This is a genomic window from Kitasatospora sp. NPDC059795 (genome assembly GCF_042732175.1).
Classification (GTDB): Bacteria; Actinomycetota; Actinomycetes; order Streptomycetales; family Streptomycetaceae; genus Kitasatospora.
Window position 1 is genome coordinate 655,449 of record NZ_JBHWID010000002.1, and the last position, 26,979, is coordinate 682,427.

Sequence of the window (26,979 nt, forward strand, 5' to 3'; positions counted from 1 at the left end):
AGGGCTACACCAGGCTGTCCTTCCAGGTCTGGTGGAGCGTCGCGAAGCGGCCTTCGCCGGCGATGAGGGTGGCGGGGGCGCCGTCCTCGACGATCCGGCCCTGGTCCATGACGAGGACGCGGTCGGCGATCTCGACGGTGGAGAGGCGGTGGGCGATGATCACGGCGGTGCGGCCGGCCAGGACGGTCTGCATGGCGTGCTGGACGGCCTGTTCGCCGGGGACGTCGAGGGAGGACGTCGCCTCGTCGAGGATGAGGACGGCGGGGTCGGCGAGCAGGGCGCGGGCGAAGGCGACGAGTTGGCGTTGGCCGGCGGAGATGCGGCCGCCGCGCTTGCGGACGTCGGTGTCGTAGCCGTCGGGGAGGGCGGTGATGAAGTCGTGGGCGCCGATGGCGCGGGCCGCGGCCTCGATCTCGGGGCGGGTGGCGTCGGGCTTGCCGACGGCGATGTTCTCGGCGACGGTGCCGGAGAACAGGAACGACTCCTGGGTGACCATCACGACGTCGGCCCGCAGGTCGGCGGTGGTGAGGTCGCGGAGGTCGACGCCGTCGAGGGTGACGGCGCCGGCGGTGGGGTCGTAGAAGCGGGCGAGCAGCTTGGCGAGGGTGGACTTGCCGGCGCCGGTCGCGCCGACCACGGCGGTGGTCCGGCCGGCGGGGAGGACGAGGTCGAACGCGGGGAGGATCTCCTTGCCGTTGGCGTACGCGAACCGGGTGTCGCGGAAGGCGACTTCGCGGCCCTTGCCGGTGGCGGCGGGCAGCGGGGCGGGTTCGGTGGGCTCGGGGACGGAGGGCTCGTGGGCGAGCAGGCCGGCCATCTTCTCCAGCGCGGCGGCGGCCGACTGGTAGCTGTTCAGGAACATCGCCAGCTGGTCGATCGGGTCGTAGAGCCGGCGCAGGTAGAGCACGAAGGCGGTGAGCACGCCGAGTTCGAGGCTGCCGTCGCTGACCAGCAGGGCGCCGAGGACGACCACGCCGGTGATCCAGGTGTTGGCGGTCATCCGGGAGAGGAAGACGTACCGGGCCATCTCCAGGAGGCCGTCCGCGGTGGCGGTGGCGGACTGCTGGTTGACGGTGTCGAAGGCCTTGTTGTTGGCGGCTTCGCGGCGGAACGCCTGGACCGGGCGGATGCCGTTCATGGTCTCGGTGAAGCGGACGATCAGCCCGGCCACCGCGGTGCGGGAGCGGCGGTAGACCTGCTGGGAGCGGCGGCGGAACGACCTGATGATCAGGTACATCGGCAGGAAGGACACCAGGGAGGCCAGGCCCAGGCGCCAGTCCATCAGGCAGAGCACCACGGTGATGTAGCCGACGGACAGGCAGACCATCAGGAGTTCCTGGAGGCCCTCGGCGAGCAGTTCGCGCAGGGTGTCCACGTCGCTGGTGGCGCGGGAGATGATCCGGCCGGAGGTGTAGCGCTCGTGGAAGTCCAGGCTGAGCCGCTGGGCGTGCCGGAAGATCCGGCCGCGCAGGTCGAGCAGGATGTCCTGGTTGATCCGGGCCGCGAACCTGATGAAGAAACGTTGCAGCAGGGTGGCGACGAGCGCGCAGCCCAGGTAGCCGGCGGTGACGGCGATCAGCGGACCGGAGTCGTGGTCGCGCAGGGCGGGGATGCCGCGGTCGATGGCGAAGGCGACCAGCAGCGGCCCGGCCTGCAGGGCGGCCTGCTGGACCAGGACGGCGAGCACGGCGAGGACGATCCGGCGGCGGTGCGGGGCGAGCAGCGAGCCGAGCAGGGCGCGGGGCGCGCCGGGCGGGACGGGGATGTCCTGGTCGTCGTCGGCCGCGGGGGGCAGGTCGTCCTCTTCGACGGAGGGTTCCGCGACGGCGGTGGTCATCGGGCCAGCGCCCCTTCCAGTTCGGATTCGCCGGACATCAGGGCCCGGTAGGCGGGACAGGACTGCAGGAGTTCGTGGTGGGTGCCGACGGCGGCGATCCGGCCGTCGTCGAGCAGCGCGACCCGGTCGGCCAGCAGCACGGTGGACGGGCGGTGCGCGACGACGAGCGCGGTGGTGTCGGCGAGGACCCGCCGCAGGGCGCGTTCCACCAGGGCCTCGGTGTGCACGTCGAGCGCGGACAGCGGGTCGTCGAGGACCAGGAAGCGGGGTTCGCCGACCACCGCGCGGGCCAGCGCGAGGCGCTGGCGCTGGCCGCCGGAGAGGCTCAGGCCCTGCTCGCCGACCTCGGTGTCCAGGCCCTCGGGGAGCCGCTCGACGAAGCCGGCCTGCGCGGTGTCGAGGGCGCCGGCGAGCCGCTGCGGGTCGGCGCCGGGGGCGCCCATCAGGACGTTCTCCCGGACGGTGGCGGAGAACAGGGTGGGTTCCTCGAAGGCGACGGCGACCAGGCGGCGCAGCTCCTCGCGCGGCAGGTCGCGGACGTCGGTGCCGTCCAGCGTGATCGACCCGGCGGTCGGCTCGTACAGGCGGGGGAGCAGCGCGGTGAGGGTGGTCTTGCCGCTGCCGGTGGCGCCGACCAGCGCGAGCGTCTCGCCGGGGCGGATGTGCAGGTCGATGCCGGCGAGCAGGTCGGGGGTGCCCGCCGGGGCGTCGGGGTAGCGGAAGCGGACGCCGCTGAAGCGGATGCCGCGGTCGTCCGAGGGGGCCTCGCCGGAGGGAGGATCGGTGGGCTCCGGCTCGTCCATCACCTCGAAGTAGCGGTTGGCGGCGCTGGCGGCCTCGGCGGCGAAGCCGAGCAGCCAGCCGATCGACTCGACCGGCCAGCGCAGGGCGAGCGCGGTGGAGAGGAAGGCGACCAGGGTGCCGGCCGAGAGTTCGTCGTGGGCGACCAGGACGGCGCCGGTGGCGAGGGCGGCGCCGAGGGCGAGTTCGGGCAGGCCGACGATGGCCGCCCACAGGTTGCCGAGCAGGTCGGCCTTGCGCAGTTCGGTCTCGCGCAGGTCGGCGCTGTGCCGGCGGAACTCCTCGGCCATGGTGCGGTGCCGGCCGAAGGCCTTGAGGATGCGGATGCCGAGCACCGACTCCTCGACGACGGTGGCGAGGTCGCCGTTCTGGTCCTGGGCGAGCCGGGAGGCGGCCGAGTACCCGGCCTCGAAACGGCGGGTGTAGATCATCAGCGGGATCGCCGGGATCAGCGTGATCAGCGCGAGCCGCCAGTCCAGGGTGAACATCAGCGCGGTGCCGGTCAGGAAGACGGTGGAGTTGACCACCAGGAAGACCAGCGGGAAGGCCAGGAACAGCCGCATTACGAACAGGTCCGAGGTGGCCCGGGAGAGCAGCTGCCCGGACGGCCAGCGGTCGTGGAAGGAGATCGGCAGGCGCTGGAGCTTGGCGAACAGGTCGCCGCGCAGCTTGGTCTCCACCTTGGCCAGCGGGCGGGCCACGATGATCCGGCGGACACCGAACAGGGCGGCCTCGGCGAGGCCGAGCAGCAGCAGGGCGAGGGCCAGCGGCCACAGCCCGGACAGGTCGTGGTGGGCGATCGGCCCGTCCACGATGCCGCGCAGCACGATCGGCACGGCCAGCACGCTGAGCGAGGCGAGCCCGGCGGCGGCCATCGAGCCGAAGATCCGCCAGCGCGCCTCGCGGGCGTACGGCCACAGGCGCAGCAGGGAGCGTACCGGCGATCGGGGTACCGATCCGGGTGAACTTCCGGTGCCGCCGGTTGACGGAGTGTTCGAGTCCGCTGGGGTGGGCGGAGTGGGGTTCTGGTTCTCGGCCATCGCCGAGAGGGTAGGCGCACTCGCTGACATTTCTCATCCGCTTTTTTGCCCCTGTCGGCGAGATCCGGCCAGGAAGAAGGGGGCGTCAGGGCCGATCGCGGCGCTCCCCATTGCGCCGTTCGGGTCGCCCGCAGCGCCGCGCGCCGTCGGCGGAAGCCCCCCGGCGCAGGGGCGCGCTCCCGGCGGGAAATGGAGTGAGGGGCGTACGTTTGGCGATTTTCGCGCTCCGAGCGCCTGCTTGCAGGCCCCCCGGCGTCGCCGTGTCTGATCTGGCCGACGTGATCGCGGTGGATCACCCCGAGCAGCGCAGGAGAACAGCATGTCGGTCGAGACCGAGCACGCCCCCGAAGCCCAGGCGCCGGCACCGCAGAGCCTGAGCACCGCGGCGGCGCGCAACCTCGCCACCACGACCAAGTCCAAGCCGCAGATGCAGGAGATCAGCTCGCGCTGGCTGCTGCGCAAGCTGCCCTGGGTCCAGGTCTCGGCCGGCACCTACCGGGTCAACCGCAGGCTCAGCCACGCGGTCGGCCGCGGCCGGGTGTCCTTCGTGCAGACCGGCCGGGAGGTCAAGGTGGCGGGGCCCACCCTGACCGAAGTCCCGGTGCTGCGCGGCTTCGAGGACTACGCCGTCCTGAACGAGCTCGCCGACCGCTTCGTCCAGCGCGGCTTCGCCGCCGGCGAGGTGCTGGTCCAGGAGGGCACGCCGATCGGCGAGGTCTTCCTGATCGCGCACGGCAAGGTCGAGCGGATCGGCACCGGCAAGTACGGCGACGACACCGTGCTCGCCGTGCACGCCGACGGCGACCACCTCGGCGACGAGGCGCTCAACACCGCCGACGGGCGCTGGCCGTACACCGTGAAGGCCGCCACCGCCGGCACCGCGATGTCGCTGCCCTGGGCGGCCTTCCAGGAGATCGTGGACCGCTCCCCGGCCCTACAGGCGCAGGTCGCCCTCTTCCAGGCCGGGCAGGCCGCCGAGCAGAACGAGCACGGCGAGGCCCGGATCGACATGTCGGCCGGCCACGAGGGCGAGTACCGGCTCCCCACCGCCTTCGTCGACTACGAACTCGGGCCGCGCGAGTACGAGTTGAGCGTCGCCCAGACGGTGCTGCGGGTGCACAGCCGGGTCGCCGACCTGTACAGCAGGCCGATGGACCAGACCGAGGAACAGCTGCGGCTGACCGTCGAGGCGCTCCGCGAGCGCCAGGAGCACGAGATCGTCAACAACCCGGAGTTCGGGCTGCTCGCCAACTGCGCCTTCGACCAGCGGATCCAGACCCACGCCGGCGCGCCGAGCCCCGACGACCTGGACGAACTGCTCGCGATGCGCCGCGACACCGACTACCTGTTCGCCCACCCCAAGGCGATCGCCGCGTTCGGCCGGGAGGCCAACCGGCGCGGCGTCTACTTCTCCACCGCCGAGGTCAACGGCCACCGGGCGCCCGCCTGGCGCGGCGTCCCGCTGCTGCCCTGCAGCAAGATCCCGGTCCGCGGCGGCACCAGCTCGATCCTCGCGATGCGCACCGGCGAGCACAACCAGGGCGTGGTCGGCCTCACCCAGGTCAACATCCCCGACGAGGTCGAGCCCGGCCTGAACGTCCGCTTCATGGGCATCGACGAGAAGGCCGTCGTCAACTACCTGGTCTCCACGTACTACTCCGCCGCGATCCTGGTCCCCGACGCGCTGGGCGTGCTGGAGAACGTCGAGGTCGACCAGCCGCGGTCCTGACCGCCCCCCACGTCGAACAGAGGACCGACATGCCCTCACTGCTCACCCGGACGCTCGCCCCGCACGGCACCCACGAGCTGGCGGCGCTGGTCTCCGCCATCCTCACCCACCCCGAGCGCCCCGCCCCCGAGCGGCTCACCTGGCACGCCCCCGGCCCCACCGGCCTCGGCACCAGCGGCCTGCTCACCCACCGCCCGACCGTCCCCCACCAGGGCAAGGGCGCGACCGACGACATCGTCCGGGACGCCCCCGCCGCCCGGCCGATCACCAACGGCAAGGCCCCCGCGCTGTACTGCCCGCCCGCGGTGCGCGACGACCCGGCGCTCGGCGACCTGGTCAACGAGCGGCTGATCGAATGGGCCGAGGGGATCGGCATCTACCCCGGCCGCACCGACATGCTCCGCAAGGCCAACTTCGGCCGGCTGATGATGCTCGGCCACCCCGAGACCGACGACCCCGACCGGCTGCTCGCCGCCGCCAAGTGCGGCCTCTCCGAGTGGTCCGTGGACGACCACATCGTCGACGCCGAGGTCGAGGAAGCCCGGCACGAGGTGCTCGGCCAACGCCTGGCGATCTGCCACTCCACCATCGACCAGGCCCACCTGCCGCGCCGCTACGCCCCCCAACTGGAGGCGCACATCCAGCGGGACCCGGTCGCCAAGGCGCTCCGCTCCGCGCTGGACGGCCTTGCCCCGTACGCCAGTTGGAACCAGGTCCGGCGGCTGCGGCACGAACTGGCGATCATGTTCGTGGCGTACGGCCAGGAAGGCATGTGGCACACCACCGGGCACCGCCCGCCGGTGTGGGAGTACCTGATGCACCGCCACGAGAACTCCTTCATCCCGTGCATGGTGCTGGTCGACGCGATCGCCGGCTACGAAGTCCCGCAGGCCGAGTTCGCCGACCCCGCCGTGCGCCGCGCCTTCACCCTGGCCGGCACCGCCACCGTGCTGATGAACGACCTGTACTCGATGGCCAAGGAAGACCCCGGCGACTTCAGCCTGCCGATGCTGATCGCCACCGAGGAGGGCTGCTCCCTGGAGGAGGCCGTCCAGCAGAGCGTGGCGATCCACGACGAACTGATGCACACCTTCGAGGCCGAGGCCTCCGCCCTCGCCCTGACCGGCTCGCCCGAGCTGCGCCGCTTCCTGGCCGGCACCTGGGCCTGGGTCGGCGGCAACCGCGAGTGGCATGCGGGCAGCGCCCGCTACCAGACCGACTGATCCCCCGTCACCGCCAGTTGAGGAGCACGCCGTACATGACCACCACCGTCCCGAGCGCCACCACCGTGCTGCGCACCGCGTTCCAGAAGTCGGTCGCGAACTACTGGAACCTGGAGAAGGACCCGGTCAACATCAAGCTCGGTGAGGTCGACGGCCTCTACCACCACCACTACGGCCTCGGCCCGGTCGACCCCTCGGTGTTCGAGGGCCCGGACGAGACCCGCGACGAGCGCATGATCGAGGAGATGCACCGGCTGGAGACCGCCCAGGCGGACGTGCTGCTCGACCACCTCGGCGACATCGCGCCCACCGACGCGCTGCTCGACGCCGGCTCCGGCCGCGGCGGCACCAGCATCATGGCCAACCTGCGCTTCGGCTGCGAGGTGGACGGCGTCTCCATCTCCGAGCAGCAGGTCGCCTTCGCCAACGGGCAGGCGCACGAGCGCGGCATCGCCGACCGGGTCCGCTTCCACTTCCGCAACATGCTGGACACCGGCTTCGAGACCGCCTCCCGCCGGGCGATCTGGACCAACGAGACCACCATGTACGTGGACCTCTTCGAGGCGTTCGGCGAGTTCTCCCGCCTGCTCGCCCCCGGCGGCCGCTACGTCTGCATCACCGGCTGCTCCAACGACGTGATGGGCCTGCGCTCGAAGGCCGTCAGCCGGATCGACGAGCACTACATCTGCAACATCCACCCGCGCAGCCAGTACTTCAAGGCGCTGGCCGCGAACAACCTGGTGCCGATCAGCGTGGTCGACCTGACCGCCGACACCATCCCGTACTGGGAGCTGCGCGCCCGGTCCTCGGTGGCCACCGGCATCGAGGACCCGTTCCTGACGGCGTACAAGGAAGGCAGCTTCCACTACCTGATGATCGTCGCCGACCGGGTCTGACGGACCGCGTACGGACGGCGGGCCCGGGACGCCGCCCGGGCCCGCCGTCATGCCGTCATGCCGTCGCGCCGTCCTGCCGTCGCGCCGTCAGCAGCATCGCCGAGCGGCCGGTCAGCGTGACCTCGGTGACCGGGACCGGCGCCGGCGGGCCGGCCAGGGCGGTGTCGACCAGCGGGCGGTGCGGGCCGGGCAGGGTGAACCGGCGCGGCTCCGCGTCCGCGTTCAGCAGCAGCAGGAAGTCGGCGTCGTGCACCTCCCGGCCGTGCTGGTCGCGCTCGGCCATCGCGGTGCCGGACAGCCGCATCGCCAGCGCGTGGGTCGGGGCGAACCAGTCCGCCTCGGTCATCTCACGCCCCGCCGGGGTGAGCCAGCACAAGTCCCGCGGGCCGTCCGGCGCGGCCGGGCGACCGGAGAAGAACGCCCGCTGCCGCAGCACCGGGTGGCTCCGGCGCAACCGGATCAGCCGGGCCGTCAGCTCGGTCAGCGACCGCCACTCGGGGTCGTCCAGCAGCGACCAGTCCAGCCAGCCGATCTCGTTGTCCTGGCAGTAGGCGTTGTTGTTGCCGCGCTGGGTACGGCCCAGCTCGTCGCCCGCCGTCAGCATCGGCACGCCGCTGGACAGCAGCAGCGTGGTCAGCAGGTTGCGCAGCTGGCGCACCCGCAGCGCCCGGACCGCCGGGTCGGACGTCTCGCCCTCCCGGCCGTGGTTCCAGGAGCGGTTGTCGTCGGTGCCGTCCCGGTTGTCCTCGCCATTGGCCAGATTGTGCTTGCGGTCGTAGGAGACCAGGTCGCGCAGGGTGAAACCGTCGTGCGAGGTCACGTAGTTGACGGAGGCGTAGGGCCGTCGGCCGCCGCGCTGGTAGAGGTCCGAGGAGCCGGCGATCCGGGTGGCCAGCTCGCGGACGTCCGGCCGGGCGCCGCGCCAGAAGTCGCGCAGGGTGTCCCGGAAGCGGTCGTTCCACTCGCCCCACAGCGGGGGGAAGCCGCCCAGCTGGTAGCCGCCCGGGCCGACGTCCCACGGCTCGGCGATCAGCTTGACCCGGCTGAGCACCGGGTCCTGCGACACCGCGGCCAGGAACGGGTGCTCCATCTCCACCGCGTCGCTGCCGCGGGCCAGCGCCGCCGCCAGGTCGAAGCGGAAGCCGTCCACGCCCATCTCCTGCACCCAGTAGCGCAGCGAGTCGGTGACCAGCCGGATCACCTGCGGCCGGCGGGTGTCCAGGGTGTTGCCGCAGCCCGTGTAGTCGGCGTAGCCGCGGCGCGAGCGGTCCGGCCGGTAGTAGCCCGCGTTGTCGATGCCGCGGAAGGACAGCGCCGGGCCCATCACCCCCGACTCGGCGGTGTGGTTGTACACCACGTCGAGGATCACCTCGATGCCCGCCGCGTGCAGCGCCCGCACCATCCGCTTGAACTCGCCGACCTGCTGGCCCCGGCTGCCCGAGGACGAGTAGCCCGCGTGCGGGGCGAAGAAGCCCAGCGTGTTGTAGCCCCAGTAGTTGACCAGCCCGCGCTCCTGCAGGTGGTCCTCGCTGACGTGGTGGTGCACCGGCAGCAGCTCCACCGCCGTCACCCCTAGCCCGGTCAGGTGCGCGACCGCCGCCGGGTGCGCCAGGCCCGCGTAGGTGCCGCGCAGCCCGGGCGGGATGTCGGGGTGGCGCATGGTGAAGCCGCGCACGTGCAGCTCGTACAGCACCGTGTCGGCCCACGGCGTCTTCGGGCGCTGGTCGTCGTACCAGTCGTCGGCGTCGTGCACCACCACCGACCGGGGCACGTACGGCGCGGAGTCCCGATCGTCCCGGACGGTGTCCGCGACGTCCCGCTCGGGCCAGTTGCGGACCGCCGAGCTCACCGCCTCGTGCGTGGTGCAGCCGCCGTCGATGGCGCGGGCGTACGGGTCGATCAGCAGCTTCGCCGGGTTGTGCCGGGCGCCCGTCCACGGGTCCCACCGGCCGTGCACCCGGAAGCCGTAGCGGGTGCCGGGCAGCACGCCCGGCAGGTAGCCGTGCCAGGTCTGGTAGGTCTGCTCGGCCAGCCGGTGCCGGCTCTCCCGCCCGTCCTCGTCGAACAGGCAGACGTCGACGGCCTCCGCGCCCGGCGCCCAGAGCGCGAAGTTGGTGCCCCGGCCGCCCTCGCCGTCCGCCCGGAACCGGGCTCCGAGCGGCTGCCAGCTGCCCGGCCAGGGCAGTGCCCGGGCGGGCCGGGGCGCCGTGCCGTTCAGCCGGGCGACCGCGCGCGCCTCCCGGTCGGTGCCCGTACCCAGCTCCTGCCACGCCGTCATGGCGAACCTCCCAGCCGTCCGGGGGCCCGTCCCCGTTCTTCCGGTTGTTCCCTGTGCGACCGCGCGCGTCACCCCGGGTCGGGCGAGGTGACGTACCGTGACCAATCCTGTGCCCAACGGAGCCGGGTGGGGAAACCATCCGGTCGTGTCCGGGAGCCGCGATCGGTCGTTGTGACCGGCATCGGGTGGTTTCGCACGACAGCGGGAGGACGGCATGCACGCCGCGGTACGGCTCTGGGCTCGACGGGCGGCCGCGGCCGGACTGGTCCTGCTGACCGGCTGCAGCTGGCCGGGCTTCTCGGCCGACGGCGCCCCGCCGGTCTCCCGCGCCCAACTCGCCGTCAGCCCCGCCGACGGTGCGCAGGGCGTCCCGGTGGACGGCGCGGTCAAGGTGACGGTCGCCCAGGGACGGCTGCTGGACGTCCGGTTGACCGACGACCGGGGCGCCGCGGTGCCCGGCACGCTCACCGCCGACGCCACCGCCTGGACGCCCGACGCCCGGCTCGCCACCGCCACCGCCTACACCCTGGACGCCACCGCCGAGGACGCCGACGGCCAACGCGCCGTCCAGCACGCCGGGTTCGCCACCGTGCCGCCCGAGCACGCCTTCGTCGCCTTCTTCACCCCCGAGGACGGCTCCACCGTCGGCGTCGGCATGCCCGTGTCGCTGCGCTTCTCCCGCCCGGTCCAGAACCGGGCCGCCGTCGAACAGGCCGTCGCCGTCACCGCCGACCCGCCGCAGGAGATCGCCGGCCACTGGTTCGGCGACCAGCGCCTCGACTTCCGCCCGCACGCCTACTGGCCGCCCGGCACGAAGGTCACCCTCGGGCTGCGGCTCAAGGACGTCGAGGCCGCGCCCGGCTACCTCGGCACCCAGACCAAGGACGTGCACTTCACCGTCGGCCGCGCCCTGATCGCCGCCGTCGACCTGGACCGGCACCTGATGACCGTCCATCAGGACGGCCACCTGCTGCGCACCCTGGAGGTCAGCGGCGGCAGCCCCGAACACACCACCTACCTGGGCACCATGGTGGTCTCCGAGCGCTTCGAGGTGACCCGGATGAACTCGCAGACCGTCGGCCTCGGCGACGAGTACGACATCAAGGACGTCCCGCACGCGCTGCGGCTGACCGCCTCCGGCACCTTCGTGCACGGCAACTACTGGACCGACCGGGCCGTGTTCGGGGCCGCCAACACCAGCCACGGCTGCATCGGTCTGGCCGACAGCAAGGGCGGCAACGCCAACACCTCGGCCGGCTGGCTGTTCCGGCACGTCCTGGTCGGCGACGTGGTGGAGGTGCGCGGCTCGCACGGCGACCGGGTCTCGCCCGACAACGGCCTGAACGGGTGGAACCTCCCCTGGGCGCAGTGGACGGTCGGACGGCCGGCGGCAGTTCACTGAACGGGCACTCGGCTCGCTCCGAAGATTCACTCAGCTTCGCCGGTTATCCTTGCCCCCGCGCGCGCCCGAAACGTGATCGGGGACGCGGTGGGCGCAGCGGATCCGGCGGAGCCGACTCCGGGCGCCCCACGGGTATCGCTGTGCAGACCTGGAGGGGAGCAGCGCGGTGGAGGCGGTTCAGAAGGCCGGGTCCGGAATAGCCGGGGCCGGGAACGGGCGGCGGGCGCGTCGGGCGGCGGCGGCCCTGCTGGTGGGCGGCGTCCTGCTGCTCGGGACGGCCTGCAGCAGTGGCGGCGGCGGCTCGACCGACGCCAAGGGCGGCGGCGGTTCCTCGTCCGCGTCGGACGCCCCGGCGAAGGTGTCGACCGCCCAGCTGACGGTCACTCCGGCCGACGGCGCGGCCGACGTGGCGCCCAAGGACGGTCTGCAGGTGACGGTGGCCGGCGGCAAGCTGACGACCGTCGCGGTGACCGACAAGAACGGCAAGGCGGTGGCCGGCGAGATCGCCGCCGACGGCCTGGGCTGGAAGCCCACCGAGCAGCTGACGGTCGGCACCACGTACACGGTGAACGCGCAGGCGGTGGACCAGGCCGGCCTGGTGGCCGCCTCCACCAGCACCTTCACCACGCTGACCCCGGCCAAGAAGGTCGCCACCAACGACAACATCGCCGACAACGGCACCTACGGCGTCGGCATGATCGTCTCGGTGAACTTCAGCAAGGCGGTCAAGAACAAGGACGCGGTGCTGGCGGGCATCACCGTCGAGGGCTCGGACGGCACGGTCGCCAAGGGCCACTGGTTCGGCACCTCCCGGCTGGACTTCCGGCCGGAGAACTACTGGAAGCCGGGCACCAAGGTGACCGTCAAGTACCGGCTGAAGAACGTCGAGGTCGCGCCCGGCGTGTACGGCGACGTCGACAAGGACGAGCCGTTCACCATCGGCCGCTACCAGGTCTCCACGGTGGACGCCGCGTCCCACATGATGACGGTCTCGCGCGGCGGCGGCGACACCCAGTCCGTCCCGATCACGGCGGGCAACGACCAGAACCCGTCCTGGAACGGCACCATGGTGATCTCCACCAAGGAGAAGGTCACCCGGATGAACTCGGCGACGGTGTCCAACGTCAAGGGCGACGAGTACGACGTCCCGGACGTGCCGCACGCGATGCGGCTGACCACCTCGGGCACGTACGTGCACGGCAACTACTGGGGCAGCGCGTTCGGCAAGTCGAACGCCAGCCACGGCTGCATCGGCGTCTCCGACGCCAAGGGCGGCAGCGACAGTTCGGCCGCCGGCAAGTTCTTCAACTCGTCGATCGTCGGCGACGTGGTGAAGATCGTGAACTCCAAGGGCAAGACCGTCTCCGGGGACAACGGCCTCAGCGGCTGGACCGTCCCGTGGAGCCAGTGGTAACCGATCCCAACCGACAGTGACGGCCCGGCGGTTCGCACCCGCCGGGCCGTCGGCCGTTCGTGACCGGACCGGGACACTCGGCGCGCAACGTTTCGCCCGGTCGACCCGTCATATGAAGCGAAAGACCTGTCAGCCGACAGGCAGGTGTGTGGGGAGAGCGGAACGTGAAGGCTATACGCGGGGGTTACGCGGTGGGCGCGCTCGCAGGCGCCCTGGTGCTGATGGCCACGACCGGCTGCAGTACGGACCCGGCCAAGGCGGACAGCCCGAAGGCGGCTGCCAGTTCGGCCAAGCCGACCGTGTCGGCCGCGACCATCGCCATCGAACCCGCCAACGGCGCCACCGACGTCAAGACGTCCGGCGCGGTCAAGGTCTCCGCCAACGGCGGCAAGCTGACCTCGGTCAAGGTCACCGGCCCCGACGGCGTCGAGGTGCAGGGCGCGCTGGCCTCCGACGGCACCTCGTGGACGCCCAGCAGCAACCTCAAGATCTCCACCGCCTACACGGTGGACGCGCTCGCCGAGGACCCCCAGAGCGTGGTCGCCAACGCGCGCTCCACCTTCACCACCCTCACCCCCGAGAAGGACGCCGGCGTCAGCGACAACATCGCCGACAACGAGCAGTACGGCGTCGGCATGATCGTCTCGGTCCGGTTCAACCGGGCGGTCAAGAACAAGGACGCGGTGGCGGCCGGCATCACCTTCGAGGCCTCTGACGGCACCGTGGTCAAGGGCCACTGGTTCAACGAGAAGCGGCTCGACTTCCGTCCCGAGAAGTACTGGAACCCCAACACCAAGGTCACCATCCACTACAAGCTCAAGGACGTGGAGACCGCCCCCGGCGTGTACGGCGGCGTCGACAAGGACGAGCCGTTCACCATCGGCCGCTCCCAGATCTCCACCGCCGACGTCAACACCCACCGGATGAAGGTCGAGCGCGACGGCCAGCAGACCGACTCGATCGCGTTCACCGCGGGCAAGCCCGGCTACGACACCTGGGGCGGCTCGATGGTCGTCGAGGGGATGGAGGGCACCACCCGGATGACCTCCGCCGGCGTCACCAAGGCGGGTTCCGGCGACGAATACGATCTGGTGGTTCCGCATGCCATCCGGTTGACCGACACCGGCACCTACGTGCACGGCAACTACTGGGGCGCGGGCGTCATCGGCGTCTCCAACGGCAGCCACGGCTGCATCGGCCTGACCGACGTCCAGGGCGGCAGCGCGAGCAGCTCGGCGGGCAAGTTCTACGCCTCCACGCTGGTCGGCGACGTGATCACGGTGGTCAACTCCAAGGGCGCGACGGTCGACCCGGCCAACGGGCTGGGCGGCTGGAACCTCTCCTGGGCCAAGTGGTGATCGTCGGGCACCAGTTCGGTTGCTGACGGCATATGCCAGAAGGGCCGTGATCGTTTGCTCATTGTCCGTACGCGGCCGCCCACGTTCCGCAATGATGGGCCCCATGGCGGGATGGGGCGAAGCGGAACGGGCATCACTATCTCTGGTCGGCACCCGCGGTGACGGCCCCTCGGGGGCCGGAGCCGCGGGTCTCGGCACCGCAGTGGTGCTCGCCGACCTGGAACGGATGACCGCGGACGAGATGGAGCACGTCTTCCTCGGCGTGCTCGGCGATCCCGACGCCGCGGAGGAGGTGCGACTGCCCTCCCGCCCCGAGTCGGCCGGGGTCGCGCGGCGGCTGGTGCTCTCGGTGTTGGCGGCCTGGAACCTCCACCACCTGCTGGAGGTCGGGGAGTTGCTCACCGGCGAACTGGTCGCCAACGCGGTGCGGCACGCCGGCGGGCGGATGATCGGGCTGAAGCTGGTCCGGCGGCCCGGCTGGCTGCGGATCGAAGTCCGGGACTCCTCGCGGGCGTTGCCCTGCCTGATCGTCGCGCCCGAGACCGGCCGCTACCAGAGCGGCCACGGCCTGCGCGTGGTCGACGAACTCTCCGACCGCTGGGGAGCCGATCTGCTGCCGCGCGGCAAGGGCGTCTGGTTCGAGATGCGCACCCGGGACCGAACCACCGCGCTCTGACACTCTTTTCTGCCCACAAACGATGCGGGGCCCCTGTCCGCCTGTGTTCGCGGTCCGGGGCCCCTGCGCGTCATCCGGCAGCCAAGGGGGTGCGTGCCGCCGGATGGGAAGTGGCCGGGCGATCACGCCCGACACGCATAACTATCGCACGCCGCTACCCCAAAAACAAGTCGAAACCAAGGCGTGCGCCGCGCTCAACCTTAGGATTCCAGGTAGCCTCCGGATCATCCCACAATCCGGACGCCACCCACCAGCCCTCGAAGGTCCCGGAACCCGGGACCTTCGAGCTATGCCCGGACGGTGTCGGCGTCAGCACTCGATGACGTTGACCGCGAGGCCGCCGCGGGAGGTCTCCTTGTACTTGATCTTCATGTCGGCGCCGGTCTCCTTCATGGTCTTGATGGCCTTGTCGAGGGAGACGTGGTGGCGGCCGTCGCCGCGGAGGGCCATCCGGGCGGCGGTGATGGCCTTGACGGAGGCCATGCCGTTGCGCTCGATGCAGGGGATCTGGACGAGGCCGCCGACCGGGTCGCAGGTGAGGCCGAGGTTGTGCTCGATGCCGATCTCGGCGGCGTTCTCGACCTGCTCGGGGGTGCCGCCGAGGACCTCGGCGAGGCCGCCGGCGGCCATCGAGCAGGCGGAGCCGACCTCGCCCTGGCAGCCGACCTCGGCGCCGGAGATGGAGGCGTTCTCCTTGAAGAGCATGCCGATCGCGCCGGCCGCGAGGAGGAAGCGGACGATGCCGTCCTCGTCCGCGCCCGGGATGAAGTTCAGGTAGTAGTGCAGGACGGCGGGGATGATGCCGGCGGCGCCGTTGGTGGGGGCGGTGACGACGCGGCGGCCGGAGGCGTTCTCCTCGTTGACGGCCATCGCGTAGAGGGTGACCCACTCCATCGCGTTGCCGGGGCCGATGCCCTCGGCGCGCATCGCGCGGGCGGCGGACGCGGCGCGGCGGCGGACCTTGAGCCCGCCCGGCAGGATGCCCTCGCGGGACATGCCGGCGGCCACGCACTCCTTCATGACGGCCCAGATCTCCAGCAGGCCGGCCCGGATCTCCGCCTCGGTGCGCCAGGCCTTCTCGTTCTCCAGCATCAGGCCGGAGATGGACAGGCCGGTCTCCCGGGTGAGGCGGAGCAGTTCTTCGCCGGTGCGGAAGGGGTGGCGCAGCGCGGTGTCGTCGGGCTTGATCCGGGCCTCGCCGATCGCGTCCTCGTCGACCACGAAGCCGCCGCCGACGGAGTAGTAGGTCTTCTCCAGCAGGACGGCGCCGGTGGCGTCGTACGCCCACAGGGCCATGCCGTTGGCGTGGTAGGGCAGGGCCTTGCGGCGGTGCAGGACGAGTTCGGTGTCGGGGTCGAAGGCGATCTCGCGGCGGCCCACCAGGTTGAGCCGCTTGGTGGCGCGGATCCGTTCGACGTCCAGGTCGGCCTGGTCGACGTCGACGGTGCGCGGGGAGTTGTTCTCCAGGCCGAGCAGGACGGCCTTGGGGGTGCCGTGGCCGTGGCCGGTGGCGCCGAGGGAGCCGTACAGCTCGGCGCGGAGCGAGGCGACCTGGTCGAGGAGTCCCTCGGAGGCGAGCCGGCGGGCGAACATCCGGGCGGCGCGCATCGGGCCGACGGTGTGCGAGGAGGACGGTCCGATACCGACGGAGAAGAGGTCGAAGACGCTGATGGCCACGGGGTGACGTCCTTGTCTGGTCTCGTGGAGTGGTCCGTCCGGTGGGACGGGGGCGGCGCATGGAACGGGGCACCGCGCACGTTCCAGTGTGCGCGGTGCCCCGGGGTTTCCGGGCGTCCGCCGGGTGCGGGCGGACGCGGGGAAGGGTTACAGCTCGGGGTACAGCGGGTGCTTGGCGGCGAGCACGGTCACCCGGCCCTTGAGCGACTCGGCCTTGGCCTCGTCGAAGCCCGGCTTCAGGGTCTCCGCGATGATGTCGGCGACCTCGGTGAAGTCCTCGGTGTCGAAGCCGCGGGTGGCGAGCGCCGGGGTGCCGATGCGCAGACCCGAGGTGACCATCGGCGGGCGAGGGTCGTTCGGGACGGCGTTGCGGTTGACGGTGATGCCGACCTCGTGCAGGCGGTCCTCGGCGTCCTGGCCGTTGAGCTCGCTGTTGCGCAGGTCCACCAGGACCAGGTGCACGTCGGTGCCGCCGGAGAGGACGGAGACGCCGGAGGCGGTCACGTCGTCCTGCAGCAGGCGCTCGGCGAGCAGCTTCGCGCCCTCCAGGGTACGGCGCTGGCGGTCCTTGAACTCGTCGGTGGCCGCGACCTTGAAGGCCACCGCCTTGCCGGCGATGACGTGCTCCAGCGGGCCGCCCTGCTGGCCGGGGAAGACCGCGGAGTTGATCTTCTTGGCGAACTCGGCCTTGGACAGGATGACGCCGCCGCGCGGGCCGCCCAGGGTCTTGTGGGTGGTGGTGGTGACCACGTCCGCGTACGGCACCGGGGAGGGGTGCAGACCGGCGGCGACCAGGCCGGCGAAGTGCGCCATGTCGACCATCAGCAGGGCGCCGACCTCGTCCGCGATGCGGCGGAACTCGGCGAAGTCCAGCTGGCGCGGGTAGGCGGACCAGCCGGCGATGATCAGCTTGGGCTGGTGCTCCTTGGCGAGGCGCTCGACCTCGGCCATGTCGACCTGGCCGGTCTTCTCGTCCACGTGGTACGCGGCCACGTTGTAGAGCTTGCCGGAGAAGTTGATCTTCATGCCGTGGGTCAGGTGACCGCCGTGGGCCAGGCTCAGGCCCAGGATGGTGTCGCCCGGCTGGATCAGCGCGAACATCGCCGCGGCGTTCGCCTGCGCGCCGGAGTGCGGCTGCACGTTGGCGTGCTCGGCGCCGAACAGCTCCTTGACCCGGTCGATCGCGATCTGCTCGACCACGTCGACGTGCTCGCAGCCGCCGTAGTAACGGCGGCCGGGGTAGCCCTCGGCGTACTTGTTGGTGAGCACCGAGCCCTGGGCCTCCATGACCGCCACCGGGGCGAAGTTCTCGGAGGCGATCATTTCCAGGGTGGTCTGCTGGCGGTGCAGCTCGGCGTCGACCGCGGCGGCGATCTCCGGGTCGAGCGCGTGGAGGGACTGGTTGAGAACCGTCATGAGGGGGTCTCCCGGTCAGGCGCCGGTGAAGGCGGTGTAGCCGTCGGCGTCGAGCAGCTCGTCGGTGGCCGTGGCCCGGACCTTGAACAGCCAACCGCCCTCGAAGGGCTCCGAGTTGACCAGGGCCGGGTCGTCGATGACCTCCTGGTTGACCTCGGTGACCTCGCCGGTGGCGGGGGAGAAGAGGTCGCTGACCGACTTGGTGGACTCGAGCTCGCCACAGGTCTCACCCGCGGTGACGGTGTCGCCGACATTCGGGAGCTGGACGTAGACGATGTCGCCGAGGGCGTCCGCGGCGTGCGCGGTGATGCCGATCGTCGACACCCCGTCCACGGCGGCCGTCAGCCACTCGTGCTCCTTGGTGTACTGCAGGTGCGTGGGGTTGCTCATGACGTCATTCTCCAGGATCGCGGGAGGGGAGGGCGCGGCCGTCCGCTGGGCGGACGAACCGGAAAGAACTGCTCGAACAGGCAGGTGAAGGGGCGACGGAGGTCAGCGGGCGCGCTTGTAGAACGGCAGCGCGACGACCTGGACCGGCTCGGCCTTGCCGCGGACGTCCACGGCGACGGTGGCGCCCGGCTCGGCGTGCGCGGCGTCCACGTACGCGATGGCGATCGGCTTGCCCAGGGTCGGGGAGGGCGAGCCGGAGGTGATCCGGCCGATCGCGGCGCCCTCGGCGTCCACCACGGCGTACTCGGCACGCGGGACGCGGCGGCCCTCGGAGACCAGGCCGACCAGCTTGCGCGGGGGGTTGGCCTCGGCGGCCGCGGCGGCCTCCTCCAGGGCCTTGCGGCCGACGAACTCGCCGTTGTTGGTGGTCTTGTCGAAACGCACCACGCGGCCCAGGCCGGCGTCGAACGGGGTCAGCTCGGTGGACAGCTCGTGCCCGTACAGCGGCATGCCGGCCTCCAGGCGCAGCGTGTCGCGGCAGGACAGGCCGCACGGGACGAGGCCCTCGGCGGTGCCGGCCCCGGTCAGCGCGGTCCACAGGTGTTCGGCGTCGGCGGGGGCGCAGAAGACCTCGAAGCCGTCCTCGCCGGTGTAGCCGGTGCGGGCCAGCCAGACCTGACGGTCCGCCACGGTGGCGGGCAGCAGCGCGTAGTACTTGAGGCCGGGCAGGTCGGCGTCGGTGAGCTTGGCCAGGATGCCGTTGGCCTCCGGGCCCTGGACGGCGAGCAGCGCGTAGGCGTCGCAGTCGTCGCGGACGGTGGCGTCGAAGCCGGCCGCGCGCTCGGTCAGGGCGTCCAGCACGACCTGGGCGTTGGAGGCGTTGGCGACCACCAGGTACTCGTTCTCCGCGGTGCGGTAGACGATCAGGTCGTCCAGGATGCCGCCGTCCTCGCGGCAGATCATGGTGTAGCGGGCGCGCAGCACGCCGAGCGCGGAGATGAAGCCGACCAGGGCGTGGTCGAGCAGTTCGCCGGCCTGCGGGCCGGAGACGGTGATCTCGCCCATGTGCGACAGGTCGAACAGGCCGGCCTTGGTACGGACCGCGAGGTGCTCCTCGCGCTCGCTGCCGTAGCGCAGCGGCATGTCCCAGCCCGCGAAGTCGGTCATGGTGGCGCCGAGCGAGCGGTGCAGCGCGTCGAGCGCGGTGAGGCGGAGGGACACGACAGGACTCCCGGGATCTGGAAACGGGCAGGCTGGGGCGAATCTCCCCGTCTGTCGTCGAACCTGAGAGCTTCACCGCATCCCGGACAGGATGGCGGTTTGCACCGTGGGTGGGCGCACGGCACGGCCGTGTCCACTTTCCAGATCTGCCTCGCCCGGGCGGTAGGGGGGCCTGAGAGATTCCGGGGAGGACTTGCTCCTTCGGCGCCGGTCGCGACCGGGTGACGGTCGTTCCGGCTCTCCCGCGCGGGTTCGAGCGGCCGGTATGAAGTTAGGGCGGGCCCATCATGGCATGCCGCGGGGTGCTTGCGGCAGTGGGGATGGATCACACTCGCACCGGCCCGCCCGCCGACGCCGCTAACCTGAACGCAACCGTGAGTGTGGAGGGGCGAGATGGGGTTCCCGCTGGGTCAGGTTCCGGAAGGCGGGAGCTGGCCGGCCAACGAGCTGGAGCAGGTGCTGATGGCGGCCCTGGGCGACCCGGGGGCGACGCCCCGGGTGATCGAGGTGCTGGCCCGCAGTCAGGTGTGGATCCCGCTGCCGTCCGGCGCCGATCCGCAGTCGGGCTCGCTCGACCTGCCGACCCTGGAGCTCGCCGGCGCGCCCTACGTGCCGGTGTACAGCTCGCAGGAGCTGTACCTGCAGCACGCGCCGGGCATCCCGTTCGCGATCGCCCCGATGTGGGAGTTCGCCCGGGGTCTGCCGCTGGGCATCGGCGTCGCGGTCAACCCCGAGGCGCCGGTGGGCATCCCGGTGCCGCCGGAGGGCGTCGGGGAGCTGCGGCGCGGGCCGCGCGGCGAGGACTGGGAGGCGCAGGGCGTCACCGAGGGGGCCCGGGTGGCGCTCAAGGAGCCCGAGCCGCACCAGGAGCCGTACGCCTTCCTGGCCGCCGCCACCGGTGAACTCGCCGCCGTGCCGGGCGTGCTGACGGCCCGTCGGGCGCTGGCCCGGGTGGAGGGCGAGTCGACCCTGCTGTACATCGGCGTCCAGCTGGACCCGGCGTCCCCGGCCGACCCCGGCGACGTCAACCTCGCGCTCGGCCGGGCGCTCGGAACCGCGCCGCCGAGTTGGGGCGTCCACCTGGTGCTGCTCGACCTGGTCGCGGACCCGGTGGTGGACTGGCTGCTGGGGCGGGTACAGCCCTTCTACGTGCGGCCGTGAGGCCCGAGGGATCCGGTACGGCGGCATGACGGTTGACGGGCGCGACCCATAGGGTTGCCCCGGCACACCGCGGGGCGGTGGACGGGCGGACGAGGGAAGTCGAGAAAGAGGGCGGCGACGTGACGGGAGCAGCGGGCGACCCGGGCGCGATCGAGCGCGCCCTCGGAGCGGTCGCACCGGAGCGCTGGGAGGCGTACGAGGGGCTGTTGCGCGCCCTCGCGCACGGGCAGGTCTGGATGCTGCTCTGGCACGGAAGCCCGGGCAGCCCGGACGCCCAGTACGGGAACATGGACGTCGGCGGGCACGGCTACGCGCCCTGTGTGACCTCGCCGGGGCAGCTGACGGCCAGCGGCTGGTCGCGCGGCCACGAGGTGGTGTCCGGGCCGGAGATCGCCGGCTCGCTGTACCGCTCCCGCTGGGGCCTGTGGCTGGACCCGCACCGCCCGGGCGGCGGCATCGGCGTGCCGTGGGCCGACCTCCGGCGGATCGCGGTCGGCCTGGACCGGCTGCCGGCCGGGCCGCTGCGGATCTCCGAACCGACCGGCCAGGCACCGCAGTTCTTCGCCGTGCTGAACCAACAGGCCGCCGAGGTACGCCCGTTGCGTTCGCTCTGGCGGGCCTGGGTCGAACCGGTGCTGGGCGAACCGCACTTGGCGATCGGTCTGGACCTGTACGACACCTCGCCGCCGGCCGTGGAGGCCGCCCGGGCGCTGGTGCAGCGGGCCGCCGCGCAGGCCCCCGAGGGGCCGGCCGTCTCGACCGTGCTGATGGCCGACGAGTTCGACCCGGTGGCGATGTGGCTGCGGGCCGGCACCCGCCCGTTCTTCGACCGGCAGGCCGCGGCCGGTCCCTACCCCACCGGTTTCGGTTACGCAGCGCAACCACCGTCCGGGCCCGCACCGGGCTGGCCGGGGCCCCAGTGGCCGGGATACCCGGGTCGATGACCGAGTTCTGACAAAACGTCCGAAAACCCCCGCCCCCGCCTCCTCCCGAGGCGGGCGGGGGCTTTTCGCGTTCCCGGGGTCTACGCGCGGCGCCACCGGCGCCACCTGGCGTTTCCCCGCCAATGGCGGGGTGTCGTCAAAGCGACTCTTGACGGGCGTGTGACCCCTGTGTGAAGAGCGATATGCCAGCGCAACGGTTGTGCATGCGGGCAGATCACAGTTAGGCATCCTTCGTCATGAGGGTCTTCCGTCGGGTACATCCCATGACAGAGAGTGCTGCCCAATGCGGAGCGCGAGACGATCCTCACGAAGGTGAACGTGCCGCCGCCACAGCATGAACCGCACGATGCGCATCTCCGTGCGGCCGCACCATGCGCGCCGGGGCAATCCACCCGGCGTCCTCGGCACCACCCCGTAACGCTCTGCTTGCCAAACGCACTTCTGCACCGCCGCATCGGCACCCGGCACCACCGCAACCGCTCTGCCTTCCGCACCAAACGCGACTCCGTGGGCCGGCCACCGTCGGCGAGGGGAACGAACTGACTCATGACCACACCCACCGAGACCTCGGGTCCGCCGTCCGGCGCTCAGCCTGACGGTGCGTCAACCACCGCGCCGGCCAAGAAGATCGAGGGTCGCTCGCCGGGCCGCATCGCCTGGGACCGCCTCAAGCGCGACAAGGTCGCCCTGGCCGGCGGTGTCGTGGTGATCCTGCTGGTGCTGGCCGCGATCTTCGCGCCGGTGCTGTCCTCCATGTTCGGACACCCGCCGAACGAACCGCACCCGGACCAGATCAACCCGGACCTCGGCCTGCCCAGGGGCTCGTTCGGCGGCATCAGCGGCGACTTCCTGCTGGGCGTCGACCCGACGTTCGGCCGCGACGTGTTCTCCCGGATCCTCTACGGTGCGCAGATCTCGATGCTGGTGGCGCTCGGCGCGGCCGTGCTGTCGGTCTGCATCGGCGTGGTCATGGGCGTCACGGCCGGCTACTTCGGCGGCTGGGTGGACGCGTTCATCAGCCGGGTCATGGACATCCTGCTGGCCTTCCCGCAGCTGCTGTTCAGCATCGCCCTCGTGTCGGTGATGCCCACCTCGGCGTTCGGCATCCCGGACCAGTGGCTGCGACCCCTCATCCTGGTCTTCGTCATCGGCTTCTTCGGCTGGCCCTACATCGGACGCATCGTCAGGGGCCAGGCGATGTCGCTGCGCGAGCGGGAGTTCGTGGACGCGGCCCGCAGCCTCGGCGCCGGCCGCACCCACATCCTGTTCCGCGAACTCCTGCCCAACCTGGTGGCGCCGATCCTGGTCTACGCGACCCTGATCATCCCCACCAACATCCTCAACGAGGCGGCGCTCAGCTTCCTCGGGGCCGGTGTCCGGCCGCCGACCGCGTCCTGGGGGCAGATGCTCTCCGAAGCGGTCCGGATCTACCAGGCGGACCCCATGTACATGGTGGTGCCCGGCCTCGCCATCTTCATCACCGTGCTCGCCTTCAACCTCTTCGGTGACGGCCTGCGCGATGCGCTCGACCCCAAGGGCAACTGAGCCCGCGACTCTGGAGGTTCTCCAACCAATGAAGCGAAACAGGACGCTCGCGGTCGCCGCCCTCGCGGCCACCCTCGCGCTCACCGCCACCGCGTGCGGCGGTAGCAAGAACGACACGGGCGGCAACAACAAGGGCGGCGCGGGCTTCAACGCGGCCGTCGACAAGGTGGTGAACCCGTCCACCCAGAAGGGCGGCACCCTCAACATGTGGACCACCACCGACGTGGACTCGCTCGACCCCGGTCGCGCGTACTACGCCTCGGTGTGGAACTTCGAGCGCTTCTACTCCCGCACCCTGCTGGCCTTCGACGGCAAGCCGGGCAAGGACGGCCTGAAGCTGGTCCCCGACCTGGCCGCAGCCCAGCCGGAGATCGCCGCCGACGGCAAGACCTACACCTTCAAGCTGAAGCCGGGTCTGAAGTTCGAGGACGGCTCGGTCATCACCTCGAAGGACATCAAGTACGGCGTCGAGCGCATCTTCGCGCAGGACGTCATCTCCGGTGGCCCGACCTACCTGATCAACGAGCTCGACCAGGGCCAGGATTACAAGGGCCCGTACACCGACACGGACCCGAACAAGCTCGGCCTGAAGACGGTCGAGACCCCGGACGACACCACCATCGTCTTCAAGCTGGCGAAGCCCAACTCGGACTTCCCGTACCTGCTGGCCATGGGCTCGGCCGCGCCGGTCCCGCAGAAGCTCGACACCGGCTCCAAGTACGGCGAGAAGCCGGTCTCCTCCGGCCCGTACAAGTTCAAGTCGGCCGAGCCGGGCAAGGGCTACGAGCTGGTCCGCAACGAGAACTGGGACCCGGCCTCCGACCCGTTCCGCAAGGCGCTGCCGGACGTCGTCAAGCTGACCGTCACCACCAACGCCGACGACATGGACCAGCAGCTGCTGGCGAACAGCGCCGACCTCGACTGGGCCCAGACCGGCCTGTCGCAGGCCGCGCAGGTCAAGGTGCTGCAGGACGACTCGCTGAAGGCCAACACCGACGACCCGTACAACGGCTTCATCCGCTACATCACGCTGGCCCCGTCGGTCGCCCCGTTCGACAACCAGCACTGCCGCAACGCGGTGCTGTACGCGGCCGACACCACCGCCCTGCAGACCGCCCGCGGCGGCTCGGTGGCCGGCTCGATCTACGGCTCGATGCTGCCCCCGAACATCCTCGGCTCGGACAACTACGACCCGTTCAACCTGACCCAGGGCAAGCCGAACGTCGAGAAGGCCAAGGAAGAGCTGAAGGCCTGCGGCAAGCCGGAGGGCTTCAAGACCAACATCGCGGTCCGCGGCAACAAGCCGAAGGAGGTCAACTCCGCGGTGGCGCTGCAGACCGCCCTCAAGGCCGTCAACATCGACGTCACGGTCCAGCAGTACGACGGCAAGCTGATCGCCTCCGAGATCGGCGCGCCCGACGTGGTCAAGTCCAAGGGCTACGGCCTGATCGTGATGGGCTGGGGCGCCGACTACCCGACCGGCTCCGGCTACATGCAGCCCCTGATGGACGGCCGCTTCATCCCGAGCAACGGCAACAGCAACTACGCCGAGATCAACGACCCCGAGGTCAACGGCTGGTTCGACCAGGCCGCGCAGCAGACCGACCCGGCCAAGGCCGCCGACCTCTACAAGAAGATCAACCACAAGGTGATCGACGGCGCCTACTACCTGCCGATCGTCGCCGACAAGGCCCTGAACTGGCGCAACCCGCGCCTGACCAACGTCTACATCACCGACGCGTTCGGCGAGGTGGACTTCCAGGCCCTCGGCGTCAACGACGGCAAGTGACCTGACCTTCCCCCTTTAGTTCGCACCGCTAGTCCGAAGGGCAGGTGAAGGCCCTGCCCGGGCCGGCCGGATCAGTCCCCCACCGGGGAAGTCCGGCCGGCCCGTGGCAGGGCCGACCGCAGTGCTCGTGTATCTCTTCAGGCGACTGATCAACGTCGTCCTCATGCTGCTGGTGGTCGCTGCGGTGACCTTCGGCATCTTCTTCATGGTGCCCAAGCTCACCGGAACCGACCCCGCGCTGCTCTATGTGGGCAAGATCGCGGACAAGGTGGCCGTCGAGGGTATCCGCCACAAGATGGGCCTCGACAAGTCGATCGTCGAACAGTTCTGGCTCTTCCTGAAGGGCATCGTCGTCGGCCGCGACTACAACGCCGGCACCGACATGACCCACTGCTACGCCCCCTGCCTGGGTTACTCGTTCAAGACCGAGCGGGAGGTCTGGCCGCTGCTGCTGGACCGGGTCGGCGTGGACTTCTCGCTCGCCGTCGGCGCCTCGGTGCTCTGGCTGGTGTTCGGCACCGCCACCGGCATCGTCTCCGCGCTGCGCCGCGGCACCGCGCTGGACCGCATCACCATGTCCGTCGCGCTGGCCGGCGTCTCGCTGCCGATGTACTTCACCGGCCTGGTCTCGCTCGCCGTCTTCGTGCACCAACTCGGCTGGTTCCCAAGCAAGTACACGGACTTCGCGAACGATCCGGTGGCCTGGTTCCAGGGGCTGGTACTGCCCTGGATCACCCTGGCCTTCCTGTTCGCCGCGACCTACGCCCGACTCAGTCGCGCCACCCTGCTCGACGTGCTCGGCGAGGACTACATCCGCACCGCGCGTGCCAAGGGCCTCAAGGAACCCGTGGTCATCGGCAAGCACGCCATGCGCTCCACGCTGACCCCGATCCTGACCGTCTTCGGCATGGACCTCGGCGGCCTGCTCGGCGGCGCGGTGCTCACCGAGTCCACGTTCAACCTGCGCGGACTCGGCTACGAGGCGGTCCAGTCGATCGCCTCCAGCGACCTGCCGGTGATCATGGGCGTGACGCTCTTCGCCGCGTTCTTCATCGTCATGGCCAACCTGCTGGTTGACCTGCTGTACGCCGTCGTCGATCCCCGGGTGAGGCTGGCATGAGCAACACCGACAAGCCCAACCTGGCCGACAAGAGCTTCCTCTCTGTTCGCGACCTGAAGGTGCACTTCCCGACCGACGACGGACTGGTCAAGTCCGTCAACGGCCTGAGCTTCGACCTGGAGCGCGGGAAGACCCTGGGCATCGTGGGTGAGTCCGGCTCCGGAAAGTCCGTCACCTCGCTGTCGATCATGGGCCTGCACCGCACCGGCACCAAGCGCGGCGCCCCGCAGATCTCCGGCGAGATCTGGCTGGACGGCGAGGACCTGGTGTCCGCAAACCCCGACCGGGTGCGCCAACTCCGCGGCCACAAGATGGCGATGATCTTCCAGGATCCGCTGACCGCGATGCACCCGTACTTCACGGTCGGCGCCCAGATCGTCGAGGCCTACCGGGCGCACCACCCCGGCACCTCCAAGAAGGTGGCCAGGACCCGGGCCGTCGAGATGCTCGACCGGGTCGGCATCCCGCAGCCCGACAAGCGGGTCGACAACTACCCGCACGAGTTCTCCGGCGGCATGCGCCAGCGCGCCATGATCGCGATGGCCCTGGTCAACGACCCGTCGCTGCTGATCGCCGACGAGCCGACCACCGCCCTGGACGTCACCGTCCAGGCGCAGATCCTGGACCTGATCCGGGACCTGCAGAAGGAGTTCGGCTCCGCGGTCATCATCATCACGCACGACCTGGGCGTCGTCGCCGAGATCGCCGACGACATCCTGGTCATGTACGGCGGCAAGCCCGTCGAGCGCGGCCCCGCCGCGACCATCTTCGAATCCCCCGAGCACCCCTACACCTGGGGTCTGCTCGGCTCGATGCCCCGACTCGACCGGGAGCTCCAGGACCGGCTGATCCCGGTCAAGGGCAGCCCGCCGAGCCTGATCAACGTGCCGTCCGGCTGCGCGTTCCACCCGCGCTGCCCGTACGCCGAGCTCACCGGCGGCCGCTCCACCGGCGAGGTGCCCGTGCTCGCCGAGGCCGCGCCCCGGCACTACGCCGCCTGCCACCTGCCGATCGCCGAACGCCACCGGATCTTCACCGAAGAGATCGCGCCCCGGCTGTGAG

The 26,979-nt window shown here is 71.1% G+C and carries 20 protein-coding genes and 1 riboswitch; of the genes, 13 read left to right on the forward strand and 7 right to left on the reverse strand.

The window, feature by feature from the left end; translation table 11 throughout:
* Positions 1-4 precede the first annotated feature (4 nt).
* Complete coding sequence (locus ACFV4P_RS06875; protein ID WP_380468067.1) at positions 5-1,837, reverse strand: ABC transporter ATP-binding protein; 1,833 nt, start codon at positions 1,835-1,837, stop codon at positions 5-7.
* Entirely contained in the window at positions 1,834-3,678 is a 1,845-nt protein-coding gene (locus tag ACFV4P_RS06880; protein WP_380468069.1) for an ABC transporter ATP-binding protein, read from the reverse strand. Before ACFV4P_RS06880 ends, ACFV4P_RS06875 begins: the two co-directional genes overlap by 4 nt.
* Before the next feature lie 319 nt (positions 3,679-3,997).
* Here ACFV4P_RS06880 and ACFV4P_RS06885 point away from each other — a divergent pair, with 319 nt between their 5' ends.
* From ACFV4P_RS06885 to ACFV4P_RS06895, 3 genes are read left to right on the forward strand one after another with little or no spacing between them, the layout of a single operon-like run.
* A complete protein-coding gene (locus ACFV4P_RS06885; RefSeq protein ID WP_380468071.1) occupies positions 3,998-5,407 on the forward strand; it encodes a family 2B encapsulin nanocompartment shell protein in 1,410 nt (469 codons plus the stop codon).
* 29 nt (positions 5,408-5,436) lie between these two features.
* On the forward strand, positions 5,437-6,630 hold the full coding sequence (locus ACFV4P_RS06890; protein ID WP_380468073.1) for a family 2 encapsulin nanocompartment cargo protein terpene cyclase: 1,194 nt from the start codon (positions 5,437-5,439) through the stop codon (positions 6,628-6,630).
* 35 nt (positions 6,631-6,665) lie between these two features.
* Positions 6,666-7,526, forward strand: coding sequence for a geranyl diphosphate 2-C-methyltransferase (locus tag ACFV4P_RS06895; RefSeq protein WP_380468075.1), 861 nt, complete (start codon positions 6,666-6,668; stop codon positions 7,524-7,526).
* 55 nt (positions 7,527-7,581) lie between these two features.
* Here the strand turns inward: ACFV4P_RS06895 and glgX are convergent, their stop codons facing one another.
* Positions 7,582-9,804 carry a glycogen debranching protein GlgX gene (gene glgX / locus ACFV4P_RS06900; RefSeq protein ID WP_380468077.1) on the reverse strand — a complete coding sequence of 741 codons (2,223 nt, stop codon included), beginning with the start codon at positions 9,802-9,804 and terminating at the stop codon, positions 7,582-7,584.
* Between the two features lie 214 nt (positions 9,805-10,018).
* Between glgX and ACFV4P_RS06905 the strand changes: the two genes are divergently transcribed.
* The 4 genes from ACFV4P_RS06905 (at position 10,019) to ACFV4P_RS06920 (ending at position 14,654) form a co-directional block, all read left to right on the forward strand.
* Entirely contained in the window at positions 10,019-11,206 is a 1,188-nt protein-coding gene (locus ACFV4P_RS06905; RefSeq protein ID WP_380468079.1) for an Ig-like domain-containing protein, read from the forward strand.
* 166 nt (positions 11,207-11,372) lie between these two features.
* Complete coding sequence (locus ACFV4P_RS06910; protein WP_380468080.1) at positions 11,373-12,620, forward strand: Ig-like domain-containing protein; 1,248 nt, start codon at positions 11,373-11,375, stop codon at positions 12,618-12,620.
* 164 nt (positions 12,621-12,784) lie between these two features.
* A complete protein-coding gene (locus ACFV4P_RS06915) occupies positions 12,785-13,978 on the forward strand; it encodes an Ig-like domain-containing protein (protein WP_380468082.1) in 1,194 nt (397 codons plus the stop codon).
* 103 nt (positions 13,979-14,081) lie between these two features.
* On the forward strand, positions 14,082-14,654 hold the full coding sequence (locus ACFV4P_RS06920; RefSeq protein ID WP_380468084.1) for an ATP-binding protein: 573 nt from the start codon (positions 14,082-14,084) through the stop codon (positions 14,652-14,654).
* Positions 14,655-14,963: 309 nt separating this feature from the next.
* Here the strand turns inward: ACFV4P_RS06920 and ACFV4P_RS06925 are convergent, their stop codons facing one another.
* The 4 genes from ACFV4P_RS06925 to gcvT form a co-directional block, all read right to left on the reverse strand.
* Positions 14,964-16,331: an L-serine ammonia-lyase gene (locus tag ACFV4P_RS06925; protein WP_073814109.1), complete on the reverse strand. Its 1,368-nt coding sequence runs from the start codon at positions 16,329-16,331 to the stop codon at positions 14,964-14,966.
* 147 nt (positions 16,332-16,478) lie between these two features.
* Positions 16,479-17,747 carry a serine hydroxymethyltransferase gene (gene glyA / locus ACFV4P_RS06930; RefSeq protein WP_380468086.1) on the reverse strand — a complete coding sequence of 423 codons (1,269 nt, stop codon included), beginning with the start codon at positions 17,745-17,747 and terminating at the stop codon, positions 16,479-16,481.
* 15 nt (positions 17,748-17,762) lie between these two features.
* Positions 17,763-18,137 carry a glycine cleavage system protein GcvH gene (gene gcvH, locus ACFV4P_RS06935; protein WP_073814105.1) on the reverse strand — a complete coding sequence of 125 codons (375 nt, stop codon included), beginning with the start codon at positions 18,135-18,137 and terminating at the stop codon, positions 17,763-17,765.
* 102 nt (positions 18,138-18,239) lie between these two features.
* Complete coding sequence (gene gcvT, locus ACFV4P_RS06940; protein ID WP_380468088.1) at positions 18,240-19,358, reverse strand: glycine cleavage system aminomethyltransferase GcvT; 1,119 nt, start codon at positions 19,356-19,358, stop codon at positions 18,240-18,242.
* A gap of 150 nt (positions 19,359-19,508) precedes the next feature.
* Positions 19,509-19,613: riboswitch (glycine riboswitch) on the reverse strand.
* 138 nt (positions 19,614-19,751) lie between these two features.
* On the opposite strand from gcvT, the gene ACFV4P_RS06945 reads away from it, so the two are divergent.
* The 6 genes from ACFV4P_RS06945 to ACFV4P_RS06970 all read left to right on the forward strand — a co-directional run bounded on the left by ACFV4P_RS06945 (position 19,752) and on the right by ACFV4P_RS06970 (position 26,978).
* Positions 19,752-20,519 carry an enhanced serine sensitivity protein SseB gene (locus ACFV4P_RS06945; RefSeq protein ID WP_380468090.1) on the forward strand — a complete coding sequence of 256 codons (768 nt, stop codon included), beginning with the start codon at positions 19,752-19,754 and terminating at the stop codon, positions 20,517-20,519.
* A 119-nt stretch (positions 20,520-20,638) separates the two neighbouring features.
* Entirely contained in the window at positions 20,639-21,463 is an 825-nt protein-coding gene (locus ACFV4P_RS06950) for an enhanced serine sensitivity protein SseB C-terminal domain-containing protein (protein WP_073814099.1), read from the forward strand.
* A gap of 546 nt (positions 21,464-22,009) precedes the next feature.
* Positions 22,010-23,008 carry an ABC transporter permease gene (locus ACFV4P_RS06955; RefSeq protein WP_380468092.1) on the forward strand — a complete coding sequence of 333 codons (999 nt, stop codon included), beginning with the start codon at positions 22,010-22,012 and terminating at the stop codon, positions 23,006-23,008.
* 28 nt (positions 23,009-23,036) lie between these two features.
* On the forward strand, positions 23,037-24,797 hold the full coding sequence (locus ACFV4P_RS06960) for an ABC transporter substrate-binding protein (protein WP_380468094.1): 1,761 nt from the start codon (positions 23,037-23,039) through the stop codon (positions 24,795-24,797).
* A gap of 121 nt (positions 24,798-24,918) precedes the next feature.
* Complete coding sequence (locus ACFV4P_RS06965; protein ID WP_073814093.1) at positions 24,919-25,917, forward strand: ABC transporter permease; 999 nt, start codon at positions 24,919-24,921, stop codon at positions 25,915-25,917.
* Positions 25,914-26,978, forward strand: a complete 1,065-nt coding sequence (locus tag ACFV4P_RS06970) for an ABC transporter ATP-binding protein (RefSeq protein WP_380468096.1) — start codon at positions 25,914-25,916, stop codon at positions 26,976-26,978. The genes ACFV4P_RS06965 and ACFV4P_RS06970 overlap by 4 nt, the downstream gene beginning before the upstream one ends.
* The last annotated feature ends 1 nt before the right edge of the window (position 26,979 follow it).

Excerpts from the sequence above, each read along its gene's own strand:
- ACFV4P_RS06875 (WP_380468067.1), bottom strand. The coding sequence starts at position 1,837 with ATGACCACCGCCGTCGCGGAACCCTCCGTCGAAGAGGACGACCTGCCC.
- ACFV4P_RS06880 (WP_380468069.1), bottom strand. The coding sequence starts at position 3,678 with ATGGCCGAGAACCAGAACCCCACTCCGCCCACCCCAGCGGACTCGAAC.
- ACFV4P_RS06885 (WP_380468071.1), top strand. The coding sequence starts at position 3,998 with ATGTCGGTCGAGACCGAGCACGCCCCCGAAGCCCAGGCGCCGGCACCG.
- ACFV4P_RS06890 (WP_380468073.1), top strand. The coding sequence starts at position 5,437 with ATGCCCTCACTGCTCACCCGGACGCTCGCCCCGCACGGCACCCACGAG.
- ACFV4P_RS06895 (WP_380468075.1), top strand. The coding sequence starts at position 6,666 with ATGACCACCACCGTCCCGAGCGCCACCACCGTGCTGCGCACCGCGTTC.
- glgX (WP_380468077.1), bottom strand. The coding sequence starts at position 9,804 with ATGACGGCGTGGCAGGAGCTGGGTACGGGCACCGACCGGGAGGCGCGC.
- ACFV4P_RS06905 (WP_380468079.1), top strand. The coding sequence starts at position 10,019 with ATGCACGCCGCGGTACGGCTCTGGGCTCGACGGGCGGCCGCGGCCGGA.
- ACFV4P_RS06920 (WP_380468084.1), top strand. The coding sequence starts at position 14,082 with ATGGCGGGATGGGGCGAAGCGGAACGGGCATCACTATCTCTGGTCGGC.
- glyA (WP_380468086.1), bottom strand. The coding sequence starts at position 17,747 with ATGACGGTTCTCAACCAGTCCCTCCACGCGCTCGACCCGGAGATCGCC.
- gcvH (WP_073814105.1), bottom strand. The coding sequence starts at position 18,137 with ATGAGCAACCCCACGCACCTGCAGTACACCAAGGAGCACGAGTGGCTG.
- ACFV4P_RS06945 (WP_380468090.1), top strand. The coding sequence starts at position 19,752 with ATGGGGTTCCCGCTGGGTCAGGTTCCGGAAGGCGGGAGCTGGCCGGCC.
- ACFV4P_RS06955 (WP_380468092.1), top strand. The coding sequence starts at position 22,010 with ATGACCACACCCACCGAGACCTCGGGTCCGCCGTCCGGCGCTCAGCCT.
- ACFV4P_RS06960 (WP_380468094.1), top strand. The coding sequence starts at position 23,037 with ATGAAGCGAAACAGGACGCTCGCGGTCGCCGCCCTCGCGGCCACCCTC.
- ACFV4P_RS06970 (WP_380468096.1), top strand. The coding sequence starts at position 25,914 with ATGAGCAACACCGACAAGCCCAACCTGGCCGACAAGAGCTTCCTCTCT.